The following is a 20,065-nucleotide window of genomic DNA, read 5'->3' on the forward strand; positions in this document are numbered from 1 at the left end:
TGCCCGTACTCACCGCCAACCGGCTGCCCTGCCACCCCAGGACCAGTTCACCCCTGGCACTGAACGTTCGTACCGCCGTCGACCAGGTAGCCGTTCCAGACCCAGCCGCGCACCCTCGCCTTCGTACGCAGGTACGTAAAACCATCGGTCGTGCAGTAGTAGTCGACGGCGTTGCGGGTCGTGGCGGTGTCGAAGACACGGCATTCCCATGCCGGACCGGTGCGGATGCTGACAGGCTGCTGGAAGTACTGCCCGTTTGGGCGCTGGTCTAGGTTGGCTCCGCTAACGCCACAGGCGGCTTCCCTGGCTTCCGCGGCAACTGCCGCAGGCGCCATCTGTACCGCCAGCGCCAAGGCGGCCCCGGTCGTGAGCAGGCGCATCTTTCGACCCATGCTGGTTGTACTTCCAGATTCTCCCTTGGAGATGATGCAGTGCTTCGCGTCCGCCCCAGGTCTGCGCAGCGCGCCGCCCTCGTGATGTCTCCCTCCTGGAGAGGTCGATCGGAGTCAGGCGACATCGAGCATGCCCGTCAAGCCAGTGATGCTGAAACGTGGCTTGAAACAGCATGTTCACCTCAATGACCTGACTTGACCAGGCACATGGGATCGCATCGATTGAAAATAGGGCAAGCGTGGCTACCGGAATGCCCTTGACGAGTCGAGCACCCCTCTGAGGCTGATCTCTTCGCTGCTGCGCAGCTCAGTTGTCGTCCGGCTCTTCCCCGGCGTAGAGCCGGGTCGCGAGGTCGCCGGCCCAGGCTAGGGCCCAAGCGCGCAGGTCTTCTACCTCTTCAGGGTTCAGACCATAGTCGGCGAAGTCCTGGTCATCCCACCACTCGGCGCCAGCGAGGCGGTCGCGCAGGTCGTGAAGGCTGAACTCGAAGCGGGCGTGGCGACGGCCGAGGTTTTCGAGGTCGGCGGTGGAGCGATGCCGGGTGGCGGCGTGGACGTCGATAAGGTCGCGGACCGCGCCGCGGTCGGCGAGCGCACGGACCTTGGTGCCGATCACATCATCCAGCGAGAGAACTGGACCGTACTCGGTGATCGTGGGCGGTGCCCAGAACGCCTCCTTGAGGACATCGACCTCGCACTCCTCGCCTGTGGCAGCGTCGGTGGCGATGAGCCGGCCCGACAGCGGGCTGGACTCGATGTGCCGGATGCCCCAGCCGCGCTCGGCCAGGCCGTCGCCGACCGTGCGGATGATCTCGTCGATGGGGGCCGGGTTCTCGGTGGCCACGTCCAGGTCCTGGGAGAGCCGGTCGACCAGGCCGTGGGCCTGCACGGCGTACCCGCCGGTGATCACCAGCGGGTAGGGGGTGCCGATCGTGAGGACGTCGGCCAGGAGCCGGCGGTGCAGAGCTGTCAGGTTCACGCGGCCGTCGCGGCAGTCGCGGCGGCGAGCTCGGGGAAAGCCGACTCCCACACGTCCCTGATCGGGCGGCTGATCAGCGTCCGCAGCACGGGCCACTGCGCGATGAGCAGATCCCGGTTCAGGAAGTCGATCAGGTCCTGGCGCTGTCCTTCGGCCAGGACAGTGCGGTACAGGCTCATCCGGGAGCGCGGCTGTTCCAGGCCGTAGGAGCGGCGGCCCGACCAGACCACGTGCAGCGGCAGGTCGACCGTGCCGCGGGCGGGACCGGTCAGGTCCTCCAGCAGCGCGGGCAGCCGCTGTGCGTACTGGGCACACAGCAGCGCGAACGCGTTCTGCACCGGAAACGAAGGAGACTGCACGGACATGCCGCCAGTATCGCCCAGCCGGCCGCGCGCTTTCCAGGCAGCGCCCGAGTTCGAGTCGTTGACCCTGCCGTCTACGGGTGCCGAACAGGTGGTCTTGGCGGGCGGTGACCAGGGCACACCATCGCTCATCGCCCCTGAGCTTGGCCCCGTTGCCCCGTCCGGGTGGATAGCGTCGTCGGCATGAGCACACCGGACTTGTGGCTCCGCCGACTCCGGCGGAGCCGCTGTGCGATCACGCAGACGGTTCGCGCCTGGCGTTGCCAGCGGATGCGAGTAACAGGCTCCCCGTCTGGCGCTCTATTGGGAAGGTTCGTCGGGTTGGCGGGGTCGGTTCTGCTCGGACGCGGCGGCGAGATGATGGCGGCAGAGGTCGGCGGCCGTGAGGGGGGCTCTTTGAGTGCATCGCTGTAGAGGCGCATCTCACGAGCCGCCCGGTCCAGGTGCTGCCAGAGGGAGAGGGCAGAGCGAGGTCGCCGTCGCGATCGACCAGGCAGTCGAAAGCGAGTCCAAGCTCGTTGTGCTGTAGGAACTCCAGCACTGCTGAGAGATCGACGTCCGGCAGACCCGTCAGGTATTCCCGTGCGGCGTCGAGGTGGCCCCGGATGCAGCGCAGGCCATCGATCCCCACGCTGCCCCCTGACCCAGCTCGGTCCGGCCGCGGGCTGGTGTGTCAGTTTTGCGCTTCGGTCTCTACGCCCCAGCAGGCGGCGTACGACTCGCTCAGCGGCCAGCGCCGTCGCCGTACCGAGGCCCGCGTCCGTCAGCGTTATGTCTGGTTTGTCGTTTTCACGGCGAAGCCATTGGTCTCTTCGCTCTGATGTACCCCCGGTTGGAGCTGAGTTCGCTCGTTGGCCACCAAACATCCAGTGTGACCTCACTCACATCTAATGAGGGTGAGCAGTCAGGGCAGCGCCGAAGAGCTCTGCGCTGTTGCGCTTGCGGTGGGGCTGCGAGTGCGACCGGGGTTCTCGTGATGTTGCCAGTTCCGTGGACATTTTCGACCCGGAGGTAGGAATTCCGATGGAATGGCGATCGCGTCAAGGTCCAGCGATTGAAATATCAATCTCTGCTTTACCAAGTCATTTGGTAGACCATAATTCCGCTTGAAGGTAGGGGTGAGGGTGTAGCGTCCATCTCCCGGCTGAGCCCATTAACTGAAGGCTCGCCACAATGGGGGGGAGATCATGGCCATAAAACATCTGTTACCCGCAGCATTAGCGGTCGCGGCACTTGCCGTTCCTGCCGCAGCCTATGCGGCACCGTCTCCAGATGTGCCGCACCCGGCGCCGTCGAGTTCCACTGTGCAAGACCGGAATTCAGCCACGGTCGCGCCGGAACCCAGCGCTTCTGACAAGCGGAGCCCGAGCGCCAGACCCACAGTTCCTCAATCCAGACCGTCCGAGAACACCCGGCAGCCGCAGGTCACGCAGGCGGAAGCAAAAAGGTTAGAAGACTTCTGGACGCCGGACCGTATGGACCAGGCCAAGCCGGTGGCCGAACAAGCTGAGCGCGAGGCGAAGCTGCCGCCAGAAGCGCGCGAGCCGCGCCGTCAGTCGATGTCTCCCTCGCACCCCTTCAAGGGGATCAAGCAGGTCGGGACCTTCTTTTACCAGGAGGATGACCAGTACCGTTTCTGTGCCGGCACTGTCGTGCCGTCTCCGGGAAAGAACATCGTGGCCACAGCGGCCCACTGCTTCGACAGCAGTGACCGTGTCACCAAGCTGGTTTTCGTTCCGCAACACCATGAAGCGGAACCACGGCCGCACGGCGTCTTCCCGATTTCTGTCGGGAAAATCTACATGGACCCCGCCTATATAACGCCGGGCGGAGACAAAGCCAACACCGATCTCGACTTTGCGTTCCTGCAGACCTCCCCGAGGTCTGACGGAAAGAAGGTCGAAGAAGTGGTAGGCGCAATACCTCTCGCGCTTAATGCTGGCTTCGATCACCCGGACACCCAGGTCATCGGCTACCCGTACCTGCCAGGTATGGACGGCTACAAGCCCAAGCAGAATCCGCTCACCTGCACCACGCCCTTGAAGAAGTTCACCACCGCCAGCGCTGACGGATGGAAGGGCGGTACCTTCGCCGAGGTCAACTGTGACGGATACGTCTCCGGCACTTCAGGCGGGCCCTTCCTGATCAAAAAGGACGGCGGACTGGCGCTGGCCGGGGTGACCGGAGGGTGGAAGACCGGCGGGCACAGCCCCGACACTTCCTACAGCTCCTACTTCGACAACGACGTCAAACGGGTCTTCGACGCCGCAGTGGCGGGCAAGCAGCCGCCTACCCGCTCAGTTCTCCCCGGGGCGGAGACCTGGAAGCACGCAGAGGAGATCGCCTCTGGCTACTTCGCCCTCGATGGAGAGGATGTCCCCAACGACCGGATGGACATGCTCGTCATGTGGTCGGACGGAGAGCTCACGGTCTATCGCGGTGCGAGCGCTGACCGTGGCCACTTCGACAAGGAGTACAAGATCAAGAGCCCCAACGCACAATGGGGTGATCACGCTGTCGAAGTCACGGCAGGCGACTTCACCGGCGACAACGGCTCCGACCTCATCGTGCGCTGGTCCGACGGCGAACTCACGCTCTACCCCTCGGTGGATGAGAAAGGCTTCCACGGCGAAAAGCAGCTCCAGCCGCCAAACGCCACCTGGAAGCACGCAGAGGCGATCACTGCCGGCCGCTTCTCCGCCAACAAGTGGCAGGACGACCTCGTCGTGCGCTGGTCCGACGGCGAGCTCTCCCTTTACACCGATGTCTCCGACAAGGGCTTAGGCAAGGAGACGAAGGTGGTGGCCCCGAACAAGCTCTGGACACACGCTACCGAGATCGGCTCCGGCGACTACACCGGAAACGACAACTGGGATCTCATCGTGCGCTGGTCTGACGGTGAGCTGACCAACTACCAGGACTTCACCGGCGGCGCCCCATGGGGCGAGAACAAGCTCCACGGACCGGACTCCACCTGGACACACGCCCTGATCGTCTCCGGTGGCGACTACTCCGACAACCCCCACGCGGACGACACAATCGTCCGTTGGTCCGATGGCGAACTCACCCTCTACACCGACGGAAACGCGCAATCGATCGGGCGAGAGAACCAGCTCGTCTCGCCCTAGCCGCTCAGGGTGCTGGCTGGCGGTGGCTTCCACGGCATCAGTCGTGGAAGCCACCGCCAGAGACCAGGAAGCGCACTCTGAGCGCCTGCCAGGCTCGGGGGCTCATTCCGGTGAGCTGCCGGCCCAGGCCACTGGCCCGTTCCGGACGTTCTGCTCGAAGTGGCCCTGAGTCGGCAATCCGCAGGAAACACTTGGCAGGCACCTGATCCTCACTCAACGTGCGCACACGGCAGGAGACACCATGCACCTACCCCGCCATCGCCCGCGCCTCGCGCTCGCTGCGACCATGCTTGCCGTCTTAGCCATACCGGCATGTGGCAGCGAGTCGGGCAGCCCGCAACCGGGCAATTCATCGCAGCGGCCAACCCATGCACCTGCGAAAGACAAGAAGAAGGCCGCGCAGGACGCCTACACCGCCGGCTACAACCGGGGTCGGGCAGTCCGTGACGCAGGTGGCAAAGGCTCGTCAGTCCGTGAAGTCGTCTGGGGGGGCTGCACGCGACGCGCTCTCAGCGCCGGTCAGGAGGCTGAAGCCGACCGTGGAGCCTGGGTATCCGGGTGCCTGGACGGCGTGAGTGAAAACGCTAAGCACCTGCCGAGCAGCCAAGTCACCAAGCGCACCAACGACCAGGATCTCCTTGAGCGTTTCAAGGCCTGGCTGAGTGATACCGACAAGCGGCCGATGCCCGCGCATGTCAACAGGCTGACCCTCGTAGAACTGCATCGCAGTGACTACGACATCGAGCTGACCACCGATTATCCGTCTACCGGGGACGACCATTCGGCAGCCACCGACCTGGCGCAGTCCTTTGTGAAGTGGTGGGACGGTGACGATGGCGACGGCACCGCCTGGAATGTAGTTGTTCGTGGCGCAGATGGAGAAAAGCTAGCCGCAAACAAACTCTAAAAGCTATCGATAAATCCCTAGAGTGCACCGCTTGTATACATCCGTGCATTTTTCTCTGCATATATACCTCGCTGCCAACACCGCAGGAACCGCCGACTTCGATAGCCCACCCAAGGAGGAACAATGAGGAAAGCCGCAAAAGTTACTATTTCCATATGCGTCACCGCGATTGCAACGCTCGGAATGTCCAGCCCGGCGCTTTCAGATTCCCCCACGCAGGTCGACGTCCGCGACAACAGTCTGATGAGCAGCTGTAAAAAGTGGACATTGAACCCAGGAAAGGACGCCAACGTGCGATGCAAGCGGACGGATTGGAAGGAGACCAACTACTACGTCACAGCGGTATGCAAGTACGGCGCACATCGCTGGACGGCGGAGGGTCCTATACGCGACATGCCCGACGCCGGCAAGGGCTACGGGAACGTGTCGACCGCCGTATGCGCAGGAGCGGGAAGGCTGGTTGAGTACTACGCCTCAGTGCACATGAGGGGATAAAAATGTCGGAGGCTTCGCGGCATCCGTGAAGCGAAACCGACTCTCTCGCTTGGGCCTTCCTTCCTGCCTTATTGGGATGAGAATCCCGCGAGGCCAGAGGAAACTCTTCAGATCGATAAAGGGATCACTCGGCGCATGCTGCTTTCTCTACCCGGAGCGGGGCTGCGCAGTTCCCGTGGGTAACGGAGCAGTGGCAGAGCGGCCCATTGCGATCGGCGTGAGCGAGGCTCCGCTCACGCCGACTGGCGGGAGCCGGGCGAGCCTGCCCCTCCCCATGCCCCGGGTTCGAATCCCGCCGGCACTCCGCACACAATCTTGCCTCCTGGGATCCCGTGCACAGGCAACCGCACCACTACAGAAGCTAAACCAGAGCCACTACTCCTTGATAACGCCACCAAGGGCAGCTCCAGCCCTTCCCCAAGGTATCGGGGCCCTCCCCAAAGAAGGGACGTCGCGCGAGGTACCTCGGTCAACGAGCCGAGGACAGGTAGCGGCGCCGGGACATCACCAAGCCGCGCCAGCGGACGCGGGAAGGTCCTTCCCCGCCGAGCCACTGCGCCCCTGAGCCGGTCCCGTCGGGGAGGGGGAGACCGGCCATGAAGTGGGCAATGTCGGTGTAGTAGGCGTAGTCGCCGCTGCTGGTCAGCTCGCGCAGCCGGCCGATGCCGGCGGCGATGCCTTCGTGGTCGCCGCGGACGGCGTGGTGAAAGCACAGGGCGAGCTCCAGCGTCGCTTCCACGGAGGCCAGGCCGGCGACGCTGATCTCGGTGCGCAGGGCGTGCGCGCGGTCCTCCACCTCCGCGGTTCCGGCGTCGCGGGCGAGGGCGGCGATCTGGGTGGTGAGCGTGGTGGCGCGCAGGTCGAGTCCGGACAGCAGCTGCTCGGCGAGGTCGAGTTCGTCGTCGGCGCGGGCGGTGTCGGTGAAGGCGAGGACGAAGGCCCGCTGTGCCTGGGAGGTGGCCCGTTCGCCCGCGATGCCGTGTTCTTCGGCCTCGGTCCGGGCCGCTTCGTAGGCGGCCGCCGCGCGGTTCATGTCGCCGTGGGGCCACTGCACGTCGCCTTCGATGCGGTGGTGGCGGCCGGCCCAGCCGAGGGTGCGGGCGGTGGCCAGGGCGGTGGGGAAGTCGCCGGCGGACCGGGCGAGGTGGGCCAGGCCGCGCCGGGCGGCAGGGGCGAGGCGGCCGCCGCCGTCGGCGACGCGTTGCATCCCGCGGCGGGAGTCGGCGGAGCGGCCGAGGTCGCGCTGGGCCTTGGCCAGGTAGTAGACGGCCATCTCGTGCAGTTCGTCCGGCAGCTGGCCGGTGTCGACCACCGTGGTGAGCCGGTCGGCGGTGCGCTCGCGGTGCTCGTGCTGGCGCCGGGCGAGGGCGCTGAGCGTCTCCACCAGGGCGTCGGCCGCCGTCTCCAGGTGGTTCTCGGGGCGGTCGTGCTGGGCTGCGGCGGTGAGCGGTTCCCAGACGGAGTCGCTGACGTAGGTCCAGGCCGCTTGGGTCAGCCAGCCGAGATCGAGGCGGAAGTCGCGGGCGAGGGTCAGGCCCTGGCGCAGGCAGCCGATCAGCACCATCCGCCCGGGTGCCGTGCTGGTGGTCCACTGCTCTCCGAGGGCGGCGAAGGCGCGTTCGGCGGCCTGCTGCCAGTCGCGCGGTGACCAGCGGTCGTCCGAGGCGTCGTCGGCGGTGCGCAGGGTGGAGCGGATCAGTGCGTGGAGGTGGAAGGGCCACAGTCCGAACGGGTTCTCACGGACGAAGGGCCGCTCCAGCAGGCGGAGGGCCGGTGCGTCGTGGGTCGTGCCGGCGGCCTGGGTGGCCAGGGCGAGGTCGAAGGCGTCGAGGAGGCTGACCGAGCGCAGGACATGGCGTTCGTCGGGGGTGAGGTCGGACAGGGTGCGGGCGATCAGGGCCGGGAAGTCGTGGTCAAAGTCCGCCGGCTGAGGGGTGCGGCCGGTGCGCCGGATCTCCAGGAACCGCATCACGGACAGGTCGAGGTAGAGCGGCAGTCCGTGCGAGCGGGCGGTGATGACCTCCCTCAGTTCCTCGCCGATGAGGGGCTGCCCGGCGCTGCTGAGGCGGCGGGCGAGGTAGTCGTCGCAGTCCTCGGGGGAAAAGTCGCCGATCAGGATCTGACGCCCGCGGCCGCCCGCCGTGGCGGTGCCGGGGTGGGGGAGGCCGTGGTCGGCCAGGCCGGGCCAGGCCGAGGGGCCGGTCCAGTCGAGCTGGCCTTGCAGTGCCTGGTCGGCCCATTGCAGCCGGCTGCGGCCGGTGACGACGAAGAAGGCGTTCGGCATCAGCCACACGACGCGCTGCAGGAGCCGCTCCAGGTCCCGGTGGGTGCGGTCGCCGGTCTCCTCGAAGGCGTCCAGCAAGATCACCGGAGTCACGGCCTTGCCCACGGGCAGCTGGGCAAGCTCCCAGGCCAGCAGATGCGGATAGAAGGACAGCGCGTCCAGGTCAGGCTCGGCCTCCAGGAGGTCGGCGAGCCGGGCGCAGCCGGCCAGCGCCCGGACCGTCTGCCGGCGCTCGCGCAGGGCCCGCACCAAAGTGCCGGTCACCTGGCCGACCGCGGTGCCGACGGTGCCCGGCAGCAGCAGCGCCTGGGCGACGTCGCCGAGCGCGGACTGCATCTGCTGCGGCAGCGCCTTGCCGAACCGGCTCGCCAATCCGCCGCGGCGCAGGTACTCCTCCAGGGGCTCGCCGGGGTGGTGGTGTTCCCAGTACCGGCGCAGCGCCAGGTCGAAGGCGGGCAGTGGCCGGCCGAGCTGGGCGAGCGCGAGCCGGATGGTGAGGACGACGCGCTCGAAGTCGGTGTTGGCGGAGCGGGCGAGGTCGATGCGTACCGGCAGGATCCGTCCGGTGGGCCAGGTGTGGGGCGGCCACTGAGCAGGCCGGTCCGCGCTGCTGGCGAGGGAGGCTTCGAGCTTGCGGGAGAGCGTCGTCTTCCCGATGCCGCCGACACCGTGGAAGACCAGCACGTTGCGCCGGGGGGCCTCGAGGTCTTCGACGTCGAAGGCCGACTCGCCGGTGCGCTGCACGTGCTCGGCGAGCACGGTCGCGACCGCCTCCCACTGCGTCTGACGGTTGGTGAACGCCTCGTCCGTGCCTACCTGTCGGTCGTTTGTACTGAATAGCGCCCGCAGATCCCCCGCCACGCCAACCCCCACTCGATGATCAACCGGCCCCAACCTACGCCCCGCCCCCGGGGCCTTGGGACCAGCATCCCCGATGGGCAAGGCGGCCACAGCGCGCCTTCCCGCCCTTCGCCCCGCGGCCGGTCGCATGGCTGCCGTGCGGCCGGGCCGGTAGGACAATGGCGAGTTCCCTTTCAAGATCAGGAGGTGGTCGCCGTGTCCGACCCCAACGCCCCCGACTTCTCCGCGCTGGAGGGAGGCGAAGAGCAGCAGGCGTTCGATGCCGTCCGTGCGGTGGTGAACTGGTACACCGCCCAGCTTGTCGCCGAACACCGGAAGCCGGTGTCCGATGAGACGCGGATGGGAGAGCTGAAGGCGGCCCGGCAGGCCGCTCTCGACGACCAGGCGCAGCTTGCGACCGCGGACCCGGAGGAGGCGTCCCGCGTCGCGGCCGTCTACGCGGCCCGGCTGAAGGAGCTCACGGAGTCGTAGCTCCGGCGGGGGAGCGGTAGAGGCCAGGTGGGCGGGTGCGGCGGGTCGATCCGGGCTGGCTGCACCCGAGCGGGCATCAGAGGGTGGGCGAGCGCGGCGATGTCGTCCAGCTCACGGCGGTGCCGTGGCAGTGCCTTGCGCAGCGCCCGGTACAGCGCGAGGAACTGGGTGGCCTCCTGCTCGGTGTACGGCCGGTGCCGCTCTGCTGCCAGCGCCCACGCCGCTCGCCGGCCGCGTCCCTGCTCTTGGCGCAGCAGGGCCTGGCCGTCCCGGCGGATCACCGTCACGGCCGTGACCGCCGAGTGGGAGGCGGCGAGCTCGACGACGTCGGGGACTGCACGGAAGCAACGACTGTGGCCGGCCTTGGTGGTGAACCGGGCCGGGAGGCCGAGCTGCTGGGCGCGTGCGTAGCGCAGCGCGGTCGCCAGGCGGCTGTCGGCCTCCCGGACGGCCAGCACCACCAGCTCGACGGGGTAGCCGTCGTTCGCGAACGGCAGCGCGCTGGCCATCCACTCCTGCGCGCTGCCGGGGGCGGCCTCGATGAGCACGTCGCCGCGCTGGGAGCGCACCATCGCCTCGGCCCGGGTGAACCAGGAGCGGTAGTCGGCTCGGATCGCGGCGCCCGCACCCCGCGGATCGTCCTGGAGGAGTTGCCGGTAGTCGGGGTGGGCGGCTTTGAAGTCGTCGCCCACCAGCCGCGTCGTTCCCGGTCGCATCGCCCGCTGCACCAGGGTGGCGGCGGAGGTCTTGCTCGCGCCGGGCTGCCCGATCACGTACACCGCTCGCGGATCGGGCCGGGGCACGATGCCGCCCAGATAGGACGGCGCGATCAGCTCGTCGAAAATCCACTGATGCTCGGCGGCCGACAACCGGTGGTAGTCGACGCCGGGCGGCTGGAGCCGGGGCTGCGCGATCCGGCGGACCGGCTCGGCCAGGGCCGCGGCGCGCTCGGCATCCCGCTGAACAGCGAGGCGCCGGTCCTCATCTACGAGTTCGCGGTGCACACGCCGGCCGGTGCGGGCCAAGCCCCGGCGGAATACGGCCGTCTCCCGGGCGCTCCACGGCCGCCCCCTCTCACGCACCGCTGCCCCCTCGGCAGCCGGCCGCTGCCGCCAGACGCCGTCGACGAGCTCGTTGTCGTAGAGCACCGTGAAGTCCCGCCGCACGACGCTGATCCGGTCAGCCAGCCCTTCGGCCTCGATGACCGCCAGCGTCCACAGCATCTGCGCCGCGCAGGTGTCGTGGTTCTCCCACGACACATAGCGCTCCTCCGTCAGGAAGCGATCCGAGATCCCGAGCTGGCTCCACGCCTCCGCGGCCGCCACCGCCACCACCTCAACCCGACAGCCCGCCCTGCGGTACGCGGCCGCCGACGCACGGAGCTCGTCGGCATCGGCGAGCGCGGACTCGACCACCGCATCGAACCCGCTGGCGCGCACATGGTCCTCGACGGCGGCCTGCCAGCGGCGCGTATCAGGCCGGACCTTGACTCCCGCCGTGCGGACATCGGCGGCCAGCAGTTCGCCGTAGCGCCGGTGCGCTGCCTTGTAGAGGTCCCGGCAGATCCGCACCGCGCCGCCACGACGGTCCAGAGCCGCCTGCACGAGATCTGCGATCTCAGTCTTCCCGGCCCCCGGCTGACCACCGACGATCACCACGACCGGCTGATCCTGCCGAACAGCACCGCGGGTGCACGCAGGAAGGATCACCCGAGTCAGAACGTCGCGGCTCTCCTCGTCGAGCAGAGCCACCGGTACGACGTCCTCGCTCACTGCATCTCCTCCGACGGGACAGCGCTCACCCGAATCCGCTTTCGATCTTCGTGGAGATCGTAACAGCAATGCGCGATCCATGCGCGATTCAATGAGCGAAATCAAGGCGATATGACGCGCGATCCGATAGGGTGAGGGTGGAGGTGAGCCTGTGCCCACAGAGGAAGAAGCACTGTTCAGCGCAGTTGACGCGCTGCTCGAACAGGTCGCTCAGGACGACCTGCCACCCCCCGCCGAACGCAAGCGGCTGCGCGAAGCTGCCGGCCTGAGCCAGGCCCAGATCGCCACCGCACTGGGTGCGCGGCGAGAAGCAGTGGGGAACTGGGAGGCCGGCCGGACCGAGCCGCGACCGCCGAAGCGCGCCGCCTACGCCCGGCTCCTGGAGGGGCTGGCCACCCGCTTCCCCTCCACCGCCCCGGCGGCGCCGGCCGCGTTCTCCGGCACACCCACCGAGCCGCCGCCAGCCCCACCAGCCCCCGCTGCCGCGCCGGAAGAACCGGCGGCGAAGAAGGCGGTGTCCACCTCGAGGCGGCCCGCTGCGCGCAAGGCCGCGCCGAAGAAGCCAGCGACCTCTCCGGCCGCCGCGGCCGGGACCGATGAGCGGTTCGCCAACGGCCCGCTCGGCGTACTGGACGGCAACGGCTCGCTGTACTGCGTCGGCGGCCTGGTGCTGGACTGCCCTGCCAAGACCGTCCCGGCACTGGTCGAGTGGACCCTCGCCGAGGCCCGCCTGGGCTCGCCGCGGCTGCACCGCCACGGCAACGACGGCGATCCGCTGATCGTGCTGACCGACGCGGCCGCCGAACGCCTCGGACTGCCAGCGACGTTGGAGGACCGGCGCGGGCTGCGCCTGCCCGACGACCACAAGGTCATCAAGCAGCTCACGAAGGCCGAGTGGCAGCTCAGCGGCGGCGGCTTTGGCCCCTGGACCAGGATTTACCGGCCCATGCAGCAGGGCAAGCGGCGCTGCGTGCAGCTGGCCGTCCTGCCCTGGGACGCACTCGACGTCCGCTCCTGGGGTGAAACCGGCCAGCTGCCGGCGCCGGACGTCGCGGCGGTGCTCGGCACCTACGCCACCCGCGTCCTGACCCCGCGCGGCACCACCGCGGTCTGCGGCCTGGAGCTGATGACCGCGCTGCGCCCGCCGACCCGCGCCGTCAAGGACGAGACCACCGGGGCGTTCGTGCCGTGGCCGCTGCCCGGCTCGCTGAACCGGCCCATCGCCCCGGCGTGGCCGGAGGCCCCCGACGAACACCCTGATCTGGTCGGGCGGTTCCCCGAGCACCACGTCCGGACCCCGTCCGAGACGATCAATGAGGAGTCCTTGACCTGGTTCCGGCCGCTGACCGACCGGGAGGTGGCCGAGGGCTACACCCACGCGGTGGGCATCGACGTGAACATGGCCTTCGCCGCGGCCGCCAACCGCCTCAACGTCGGCCTGGGCCCCGCGCGGGAGGTCACCGCGCCCCAATTCGATCCGAAGCTGCCCGGCTCCTGGCTGGTGGACCTCTCCGGCATCGAGACCGACCCGCGCCTGCCCAGCCCGTTCACTCCGGACGGCGAACGCCCGGACGGGCCGGGCTGGTACTCGACGACCACCGTCGCCTACGCCACCGAGCTCGGCGCCCGCGTGGAGCCGATCGAGGCGTTCGTGCGCGAGGAGTCGGGCTACTACCTGGATCCTTGGTACCAGCGTCTGCGCGACGCCTACGTGGCCACCATGGCTGATCTCGGCGTCACCACCGGAATGTCCGAGGCCGAGTTCCTCGCCGCGATGGCCGGCTACAAGTCCGTCGATCCGCAGGCCGTCGCGGTGCTGGCGGCGATCAAGGCCACCGCGAAGGGCGGCATCGGCAAGCTCCAGGAGCGGCCGCGCAGCATCCGCCACAAGCGCGGCGAGCCGTGGCCGGCCCTCAAGCGCGTGGCCTGGAGCCCGCACATTCGGGCCGAGGTCATCGCCAAGACCCGCACCAACATGCACCGCAAGATGAGCCGCCTGGCCGCCGTCGGCCTCTACCCCGTGGCGATCAACCACGACTGCGTCGTCTACCTCTCCCACGGGCCCAGCCCGCTGGACTTCCTGCCGCACACCGACGAGGGCAAGCCGCTGCCCGGCGGGTTCCGGCTCGGCGTCAGCCCCGGGATGGTCAAGCACCAAGGCACCCAGAGCTTCCTGTGGCTGGCCGACATGATCGAAAACCAGAACGCCAACCCCGCCCGCGAGATCAAGGGCCCCGGCATCCTCAACGAGGGGGAGTAGGCACTGATGGGCATCTTCGGAGACAGCCTCGACAAGGCCGCCGCGAACACCGCCACCCGCCCGATCCCCAAGAGCGCCGGCGCGCAGATGCGGTACCTGGTCAAGCAGGAGAAGGGCTCCACCAAGGCCGTCGCGCAGCTCCTGGGCGTCTCCCAGCGCACGGTCGAGCGGTACGTCAAAGCCCAGATCCGCCGTCCTCGCCGCGACCTGGCCGCCCGCATAGAGCGTGAGGTCCGCAAGCGGTGGCAGCCGAAGGTGCGTCAAAAGGCCCAGCAGCGCGCCGCCTCCACCGGCGGGATCGTCATCGAGACGCGGGCGCGGTTCGGTTTCACCGCCGCTCCCGGCACGACCGATGACGGCCGGATCCGGCTGATCACCCAGCACCTGCCCCCGGCCTACGCGGCCCGGCTCTTCGAGGCCCAGGCGTCGGGCGCCACCGAGCAGCGGTTGCAGGAGATCGCCGCCGAGGGCTTGCAGGAGATCTACTTCAAGGACCGCGGCCGCCGCGCCAGCGGCCTCCTGGTCGAGTTCACCGACATCGACTACGTGGAGCTGGACTTCTAGACGGCGGCACGTGAGGGCCTGGAACCAGACGTGTGACTGAGCGCTTCAGTTGGCCAGTGAGCGGTTGAGTTGGCCGGTTGAGCGTTCCGAGGTCGTCATGGGATGTCTCGCCGTACGAGTGCCTCGGTGACCGGCGTACCGCTGCGCCGCGCGTACGTCATTCGTTCGCGCACGTCACGCAGCGTTCGGGGTCGGTATCCGGGTCCGCCGCAGCAGCTCTTGTGGAAACCCACACCTGCGTTCAGCAACAGGGTGAGTGTCCGCCATGCTGCGACGTCTCGCCGCCGGGGCGCCGCGAACGCCGAACCTGCATGGATCATCGGCTCCGCGCAGCGCGGGCAGATCCGCTGTCTCGCTCTGTCGTGAGGCTGCTTGTACGAGACCCGGCAGGAGAGGCAGACGTACGAGGTTTTCCCATTGGCCACCTGATCAGCCTATAGATCGCTTTGGGGAGCCAGCCAGCGGGTTTCTTGGGCCGGAGGGCTTGGCCAGGGTGGATAGCCATCCCGCTCAACTGGCCAACTGAAGCGCTCAGTCACAAGGGCCCAGCCGTCACCGTGAATCCATCGCATAGCGGAGGGCTCTGTTCCAGTGAGGGCGGAGCCCTGTACGTCGGAGCCTATTCGGTATCAGTAATTCCGGTATCTAATCCACACCTCGCTCCCTCCCGCTAAGAAAGCGTTAATTCCGGCGTGTTGGCCAAGATCTTCAGTTCGAGCCAACTCCTGAAAGTCACTCGACGAGCACCCACCGCGCTGCTATAAATGATCACGCAAATCCACAGGAGAAACGGGGAAAAGTGAAAAGCAAGTTAGCCAACAGGAGCCTCTCGCGCCTCAATGCATCTCGTACCGCCAAGATGGCCATCACCGCTGCCATCGCCACGTCGGCACTGACGATCTCGGTAGCCAGTCCCGCAAGCGCCCAGAGCGGTACGACCACCAGCATCGGTGGCGCCAGCAGCCCCGCCGCAGCAGTCGAACACAACAGTCTTCAGGGCGGCAGTGGAAGCTTCACTGCCAAGGTCGCCAAGGTCGACCCGAAGACCGGCGCGACGCTCCAGGCCAAGACTGTCCTGTGCGAGTGGAACGCCGACTGGAAGTGGGGAGCCGGCACCGTCTCCCAAGTCACCGGCAGCACCAGATTCTACTGCGCAGCGGTAGGCCCCGACGGTCCGCAGTTCACCGGGGAATCCCGCGCACGGCTCATGGATGACCACGGCAAGGCGATCGCCAACGGTGAGCGCACCGTCATCCAGCCACTCGACCCGACGCCCACCATCTCGGAGGTGACGGCGAAGGTGAAGCGCCCCGCGACCCTGCACGTGCAGCACGACATGTGGGCGAACTTCCTCACGCCCGGCTGGGTATGGCAATCGCACCCGAAGGGCTGCGGCGGCGCTGGCACGACGGCGATCAAGTGCACCATCGACTATGAGAACTTCAAGATCTGACGAATGATCAACTAAGTAGCCGGATCCAGGATATCCTGGATCCGGCTTCCGGTATTCCAAGGCGAATCGAGGGAAAACATGTGGTCAGGGAGACACGACAGTTACTTCGAGGCAACGGGCCGGGCAATCGATGAACAGTTACAAAGAAGTCGCGCCAGGAAGCGCGCCCAAGCCGTCAAGTACAGTCGAGAGCAAGTAGAGCAGAGCCGCAAAATATCCCACGCTTCCGAGGCCGCTGAACTGGAACGCCTCGCCGCTCTCGGGCAAATCCCGCCGGCCGAATATAAGGCCCGCTTGGCCGCACTTCACGAAGAAATTGAAGGAGAAACCAGTCAGTAGTGCGTGACGTCAGTGTCAAGCGTCTCCTAATGCACCATCAAAACCCTCGCCAGGGACCGCCTTCTCGGCGCCCGGCCGTCGCCGTGCACTGCCGGACCCCTCCGAGGGCTGCGTCGCTCAAGGCCTGCAGGAGAACAGCCCAAGGGCCGCAGCCGCCGTGTCGACGGCCTGCTGGTGGAGTTCACCGACATCGACTATGTGGAGATCGACTTCTAGACGGCGAGATGCGTGAGGGCCTGGTACCAGACGTGTGACTGAGCGTTCTAGTTGGCCACTGAGCGGTGTACTTGACCAGTTGAGCGCATCGAGTCGATCGGTCGCAGTGTGGAAGACCGATCGCCGGCTCTTCCGCGAATCCATCGGGGCCGCCCGCTCGGGAATCGGGGGCTCGGGCACAATTGGGAGCCGTGCCCTCCCCTACAGATCCCGCTGCCCTGTACCCCGACATCGCGGCCTGTGGCCGCCTCGGCACAGCGCTCCGGGCCGAGTCGGAGGGCTGCCTCGACGCCGTCCCTGTCACGTCCCCGGACCCTGATCCTCTGCTCCGCGCGATCGTTGCAAGCACCCTGCCGCACCGCGAGCCGCTGCAGATCAGTGCATGGTCGCACGAACGGCGGTGGTCGATCCGCGGCACGGAGGCGTTGCAGAGCATGCCCCTCATCGACGGCAAGACGGACGACCTGGCGGAGGTCGCCAGGGCCGCCCGAGCGTGGCATGACGGGGCGGCCCTGGACGACATCCGCCGGGCGGCACCCTTCGTGCACCTGACCGGCCGGTTCGAGGTGCCCGACCACGACCCGGCGCGTCTGACGGAATCCGAGTGGCAGAGCATGCGGCTGGAGGCGGGCGAACTGGAGTCCGCCTGGCAGGAGACGTACCAAGCCCTGATCGAAGCGGCGCACTCTGAGCCGACGCTGCGCGCCCTCTACCCGTTCACAAGCCACTGGGCGCTGCGCTTCTCGACCACCACCCGCCCGCGCCTGACCGTCGTCGGACCGTGCCTGACCGCGAACAGCGACGGCATGTACGGGGTGGGCAAGGGTTTCATCATCGAGGACCTCGGCCGGTTCGCCACAGCGCACGAGGCCGTGGCACTGGCCGCGCGTCAACTGCCGTCCGGCCTTGGCCCGATTGCGCTTGGCGGATGACCCGCCCGGCACCGGAGCCGTGTCGCCGGCCGGCCACCGCCCTACACGGGCCGGCATTGCCGCCGCAGGTCCGGCGTCCGGTCGGGCGTGAAGCCTGGGTTCAGGTCAGTCCGGCACCTTGTCAGGTGATCGTTCCTGACGCCGCCACCCGGGCGCGTCTGCCCTCCCGCTCAACTGGCCAGCTATGGCGCTCAGTCATAAGACGTGTGACTGAGCGCGGTGCCCACATGCCGCTGAGGTCAGGATTTGAGTTCGACGTACCCAATATCGCTGAAATCCAACAGAAAGTAATAGCCCCGTTGCGTGATGCACAACGGGGCTATTGCTACGTGATGTGGCGTTGGCGGCCAGTCAGGTGCCTGGCTGATTTTCCGTTATGTGGAGCGTAGTGACTCATTCGCGCCACAGCTCCATTTCCTCAAGTTTGCCCAGGCGGGCCTTTCCTGTGGCGAGGTCCACGAGGATGGGCCAGCAGTCCAGAAGCATGACATGCTGATCTCGGGTTTGCAGGTATTCTTCGGAGTTGTACGGGACGATGAGAAGCCCGTCTCTTTCCATCACGAGTTCGTGATCGATTTTGAGAGCGGGGTCGTAGGGCCCCGTTTCGCTTACAAGCAGCTCCTCTGCCTTCTTCAAGGCTTCGGATCGGCTGAGTGTCATTTTGTCCTCATGAACTTGTAGCCTTTGTATACCGCAGGGGCTGCATGGCCACTCTGCCCATCCAAGAATACTACATCTCCATCGCGGTTAATCACATTGAAAACGTGGCCGCCGCGTGGATCTGCTCCGTACACAATGCCCCGTGAACCGTCGCCTGCCGCCTTGACGTCCTTGACAATGTTGGAGAACGACCTATCTCTGAAGCGCTTACCTGGAAAGTATGCTTCTAGCGATTGGAGAGTGCCACGGCTCAGGTTGGGGAGAGCCGAAGCCGGCGTACCATCCAGTGTCTTCTCAACGCCCAGGACGCATGCGCGACAGTTGGTGTTGCCGTTGCCGGGGTTGACAATTCTGCGCAGATCGTCAGTCACCGGTGTCTTGTATGAATCTCCGAGTACGGTCTTTCCGCCGCCACCCTCTCCCCACCGGATATTCCCGATCCTGTTGAAGGATTTTTCGCTCTTAACAGCCCTGGAAAGTTCTTCGGCCTTGATGGCCGACCTTCCCGCCTTGACCCAACGCAGGAAGATGACTGCGCCAAGGGCGCGATCGACAGGGGAGAGCTCTTCTCCAGTTACTGAGTCCGTCCCTGTGAGGAGCTCAGCGATCCCCTTCGCGTCTCCCACACCGGGAAGGAGGTTCATGATCGCAGAGATGATGACTTGCTTGGCTTTGTCGTCCTCTGCCTGGGAGCCGCCAAAGATCCAGTCACCGATGCCGGTGAGGTCCATATCTTTGAACGGGCTGCCGTCCTTCGAGAACGGGCCGCTCTTGAGCCGCTTGTTCAAGTCATCGAAAGCCTTGTCCATCCCAGAAACGGCGCGATTGGTTCGGTCCATGGCCCGATTGGCCTCATCGAGCGCCTTGTTCATGCCATCAAGGGCGTGGTTCATCTGATCCAGGCCCTGGTCCATTTGATTCAGGCCCTGGTTCATCTCCTCCAGGCCCCGGTTCATTTGTGCTACATCGGCATTCAGGCCAGTGAGGGCTTTATCCATCTCGCTGAAGCCGGAATTTATTTGATCGACAGCTCCCCACAGTTCCTTATCGTCGAGCACCTCGGAAGCCATTCCCAGTACTGGGGTCAGCAGTACTGCGAGCTCAGCCATGGCTTTTACGAGCTGCACCGATAGCACTGTGGGTTTATAGAAGAGATTGAATTCTGTTTCGAGGCTCTTGATCAGCTTCTTTTGTGATGCGACAGCCTCGGCCCCGGTCTTCGGATCTTTAAAGTCTTCTGCTTTGATTTTGTATAGGCTAGCCTGTTGCGCGAGCTGCTTAAGCTCTTGCGATTTCTTGTACAGGTCGGGGAGCTGATTCCTGGTCTCCGTATGCCACTCATGTTCAGCAATGAAGAGAACGATGAGGCTGAGCCCCGCAACGGCCTTATTATCGCGAATGGAATCCGCGAGGCATGAAAGTCTCTCCTTCAGCGGTAACGAAAGACATTTCTTTATCGCCAAGTCGGCTTGCTGCGGTTCGGCGGCGGCAGCCGCCCCCATTCCTCCGGCGAGGAATACGGACAGCGTCACCATGAATGCCGCGAATCGCATTTTCCAATTAAATTGCATGGTCCCTTAACCGGCGTAGACATAAGGTGGTGGAGCAGGTCGGGGAGCAGCGATGGATGGCGCAAGCGGCAGCCTGAAGGAAGGCGACCTAAGGGCGCGGGAGCGCTACGGGCGCTCGATCCGACGTGAACGATGCCCCCCGAACTACATCTGACGCATAATCATACATATGGTTCACATGGCTTGAGCCAACTCGCCCTCAGATACGTCGGCTTCACGGTCTCGGAAAGATCATTTGCGGGCCTTCCAGAGTTGCTGGCGCACCGCTGGCACCTGCTGATGTGGAACGAGGACGGCACATCCTGGTGCGCCCTCCGGGGACCGGATCGCTCGTCTTCCGGTGCCGGAACCTCATTGCCGCGGACACTGGAAGCGGCTGGCAGTTGCCCACGCGGCGCCTGCCGTGCAGTCCCGAAGAC

16 protein-coding genes are annotated in these 20,065 nt (G+C 66.4%); 8 read left to right on the forward strand and 8 right to left on the reverse strand.

Annotated elements, in window-relative coordinates; genetic code table 11:
• Positions 1-47 precede the first annotated feature (47 nt).
• The 3 genes from AB0411_RS30540 to AB0411_RS30550 all read right to left on the reverse strand — a co-directional run bounded on the left by AB0411_RS30540 (position 48) and on the right by AB0411_RS30550 (position 1,736).
• Positions 48-380 (reverse strand): hypothetical protein, encoded by a 333-nt coding sequence (locus AB0411_RS30540; RefSeq protein WP_366420513.1) that lies wholly within the window; start codon positions 378-380, stop codon positions 48-50.
• 319 nt (positions 381-699) lie between these two features.
• Positions 700-1,371, reverse strand: a complete 672-nt coding sequence (locus AB0411_RS30545; RefSeq protein WP_328743635.1) for a nucleotidyl transferase AbiEii/AbiGii toxin family protein — start codon at positions 1,369-1,371, stop codon at positions 700-702.
• Positions 1,368-1,736 carry a hypothetical protein gene (locus tag AB0411_RS30550; protein ID WP_366420514.1) on the reverse strand — a complete coding sequence of 123 codons (369 nt, stop codon included), beginning with the start codon at positions 1,734-1,736 and terminating at the stop codon, positions 1,368-1,370. The genes AB0411_RS30545 and AB0411_RS30550 overlap by 4 nt, the downstream gene beginning before the upstream one ends.
• A 1,472-nt stretch (positions 1,737-3,208) precedes the next feature.
• Here AB0411_RS30550 and AB0411_RS30555 point away from each other — a divergent pair.
• From AB0411_RS30555 to AB0411_RS30565, 3 genes are all read left to right on the forward strand, one after another.
• A complete protein-coding gene (locus AB0411_RS30555) occupies positions 3,209-4,861 on the forward strand; it encodes a trypsin-like serine peptidase (protein WP_328743638.1) in 1,653 nt (550 codons plus the stop codon).
• Between the two features lie 241 nt (positions 4,862-5,102).
• Complete coding sequence (locus tag AB0411_RS30560; protein WP_366420515.1) at positions 5,103-5,768, forward strand: hypothetical protein; 666 nt, start codon at positions 5,103-5,105, stop codon at positions 5,766-5,768.
• A 123-nt stretch (positions 5,769-5,891) separates the two neighbouring features.
• A complete protein-coding gene (locus tag AB0411_RS30565; protein ID WP_366420516.1) occupies positions 5,892-6,263 on the forward strand; it encodes a hypothetical protein in 372 nt (123 codons plus the stop codon).
• A gap of 469 nt (positions 6,264-6,732) precedes the next feature.
• Here AB0411_RS30565 and AB0411_RS30570 read toward each other — a convergent pair whose 3' ends face one another.
• Positions 6,733-9,408 (reverse strand): ATP/GTP-binding protein, encoded by a 2,676-nt coding sequence (locus tag AB0411_RS30570; RefSeq protein WP_366420517.1) that lies wholly within the window; start codon positions 9,406-9,408, stop codon positions 6,733-6,735.
• A 195-nt stretch (positions 9,409-9,603) separates the two neighbouring features.
• Here AB0411_RS30570 and AB0411_RS30575 point away from each other — a divergent pair, with 195 nt between their 5' ends.
• Positions 9,604-9,879, forward strand: a complete 276-nt coding sequence (locus tag AB0411_RS30575) for a hypothetical protein (RefSeq protein WP_328743642.1) — start codon at positions 9,604-9,606, stop codon at positions 9,877-9,879.
• Here AB0411_RS30575 and AB0411_RS30580 read toward each other — a convergent pair.
• Positions 9,843-11,651 carry a zeta toxin family protein gene (locus tag AB0411_RS30580; RefSeq protein WP_366420518.1) on the reverse strand — a complete coding sequence of 603 codons (1,809 nt, stop codon included), beginning with the start codon at positions 11,649-11,651 and terminating at the stop codon, positions 9,843-9,845. The genes AB0411_RS30575 and AB0411_RS30580 overlap by 37 nt on opposite strands.
• A 151-nt stretch (positions 11,652-11,802) precedes the next feature.
• On the opposite strand from AB0411_RS30580, the gene tap reads away from it, so the two are divergent.
• The gene (gene tap / locus AB0411_RS30585; protein WP_366420519.1) at positions 11,803-13,911 is read left to right on the forward strand and encodes a telomere-associated protein Tap; all 2,109 of its coding nucleotides are present in this window, start codon (positions 11,803-11,805) and stop codon (positions 13,909-13,911) included.
• 6 nt (positions 13,912-13,917) lie between these two features.
• Entirely contained in the window at positions 13,918-14,475 is a 558-nt protein-coding gene (gene tpg / locus AB0411_RS30590) for a telomere-protecting terminal protein Tpg (RefSeq protein ID WP_328743645.1), read from the forward strand.
• Between the two features lie 95 nt (positions 14,476-14,570).
• On the opposite strand, the gene AB0411_RS30595 is transcribed toward tpg, so the two are convergent.
• Positions 14,571-14,900, reverse strand: coding sequence for a deoxyxylulose-5-phosphate synthase (locus AB0411_RS30595; RefSeq protein ID WP_366420520.1), 330 nt, complete (start codon positions 14,898-14,900; stop codon positions 14,571-14,573).
• Positions 14,901-15,334: 434 nt separating this feature from the next.
• On the opposite strand from AB0411_RS30595, the gene AB0411_RS30600 reads away from it, so the two are divergent.
• Together AB0411_RS30600 and AB0411_RS30605 are read left to right on the forward strand one after the other, a co-directional pair.
• Positions 15,335-15,928, forward strand: a complete 594-nt coding sequence (locus tag AB0411_RS30600) for a hypothetical protein (RefSeq protein WP_366420521.1) — start codon at positions 15,335-15,337, stop codon at positions 15,926-15,928.
• 989 nt (positions 15,929-16,917) lie between these two features.
• Positions 16,918-17,415: a DUF6193 family natural product biosynthesis protein gene (locus tag AB0411_RS30605; protein WP_366420522.1), complete on the forward strand. Its 498-nt coding sequence runs from the start codon at positions 16,918-16,920 to the stop codon at positions 17,413-17,415.
• A 393-nt stretch (positions 17,416-17,808) separates the two neighbouring features.
• Here AB0411_RS30605 and AB0411_RS30610 read toward each other — a convergent pair whose 3' ends face one another.
• On the reverse strand, positions 17,809-18,075 hold the full coding sequence (locus tag AB0411_RS30610; RefSeq protein WP_366420523.1) for a YrhB domain-containing protein: 267 nt from the start codon (positions 18,073-18,075) through the stop codon (positions 17,809-17,811).
• Positions 18,072-19,628 carry a toxin glutamine deamidase domain-containing protein gene (locus tag AB0411_RS30615; protein ID WP_366420524.1) on the reverse strand — a complete coding sequence of 519 codons (1,557 nt, stop codon included), beginning with the start codon at positions 19,626-19,628 and terminating at the stop codon, positions 18,072-18,074. The genes AB0411_RS30610 and AB0411_RS30615 overlap by 4 nt, the downstream gene beginning before the upstream one ends.
• Positions 19,629-20,065 lie beyond the last annotated feature (437 nt).

Origin of the sequence: Streptomyces angustmyceticus, from assembly GCF_040701845.1 — a bacterium.
Lineage (GTDB): Bacteria > Actinomycetota > Actinomycetes > Streptomycetales > Streptomycetaceae > Streptomyces > Streptomyces angustmyceticus_A.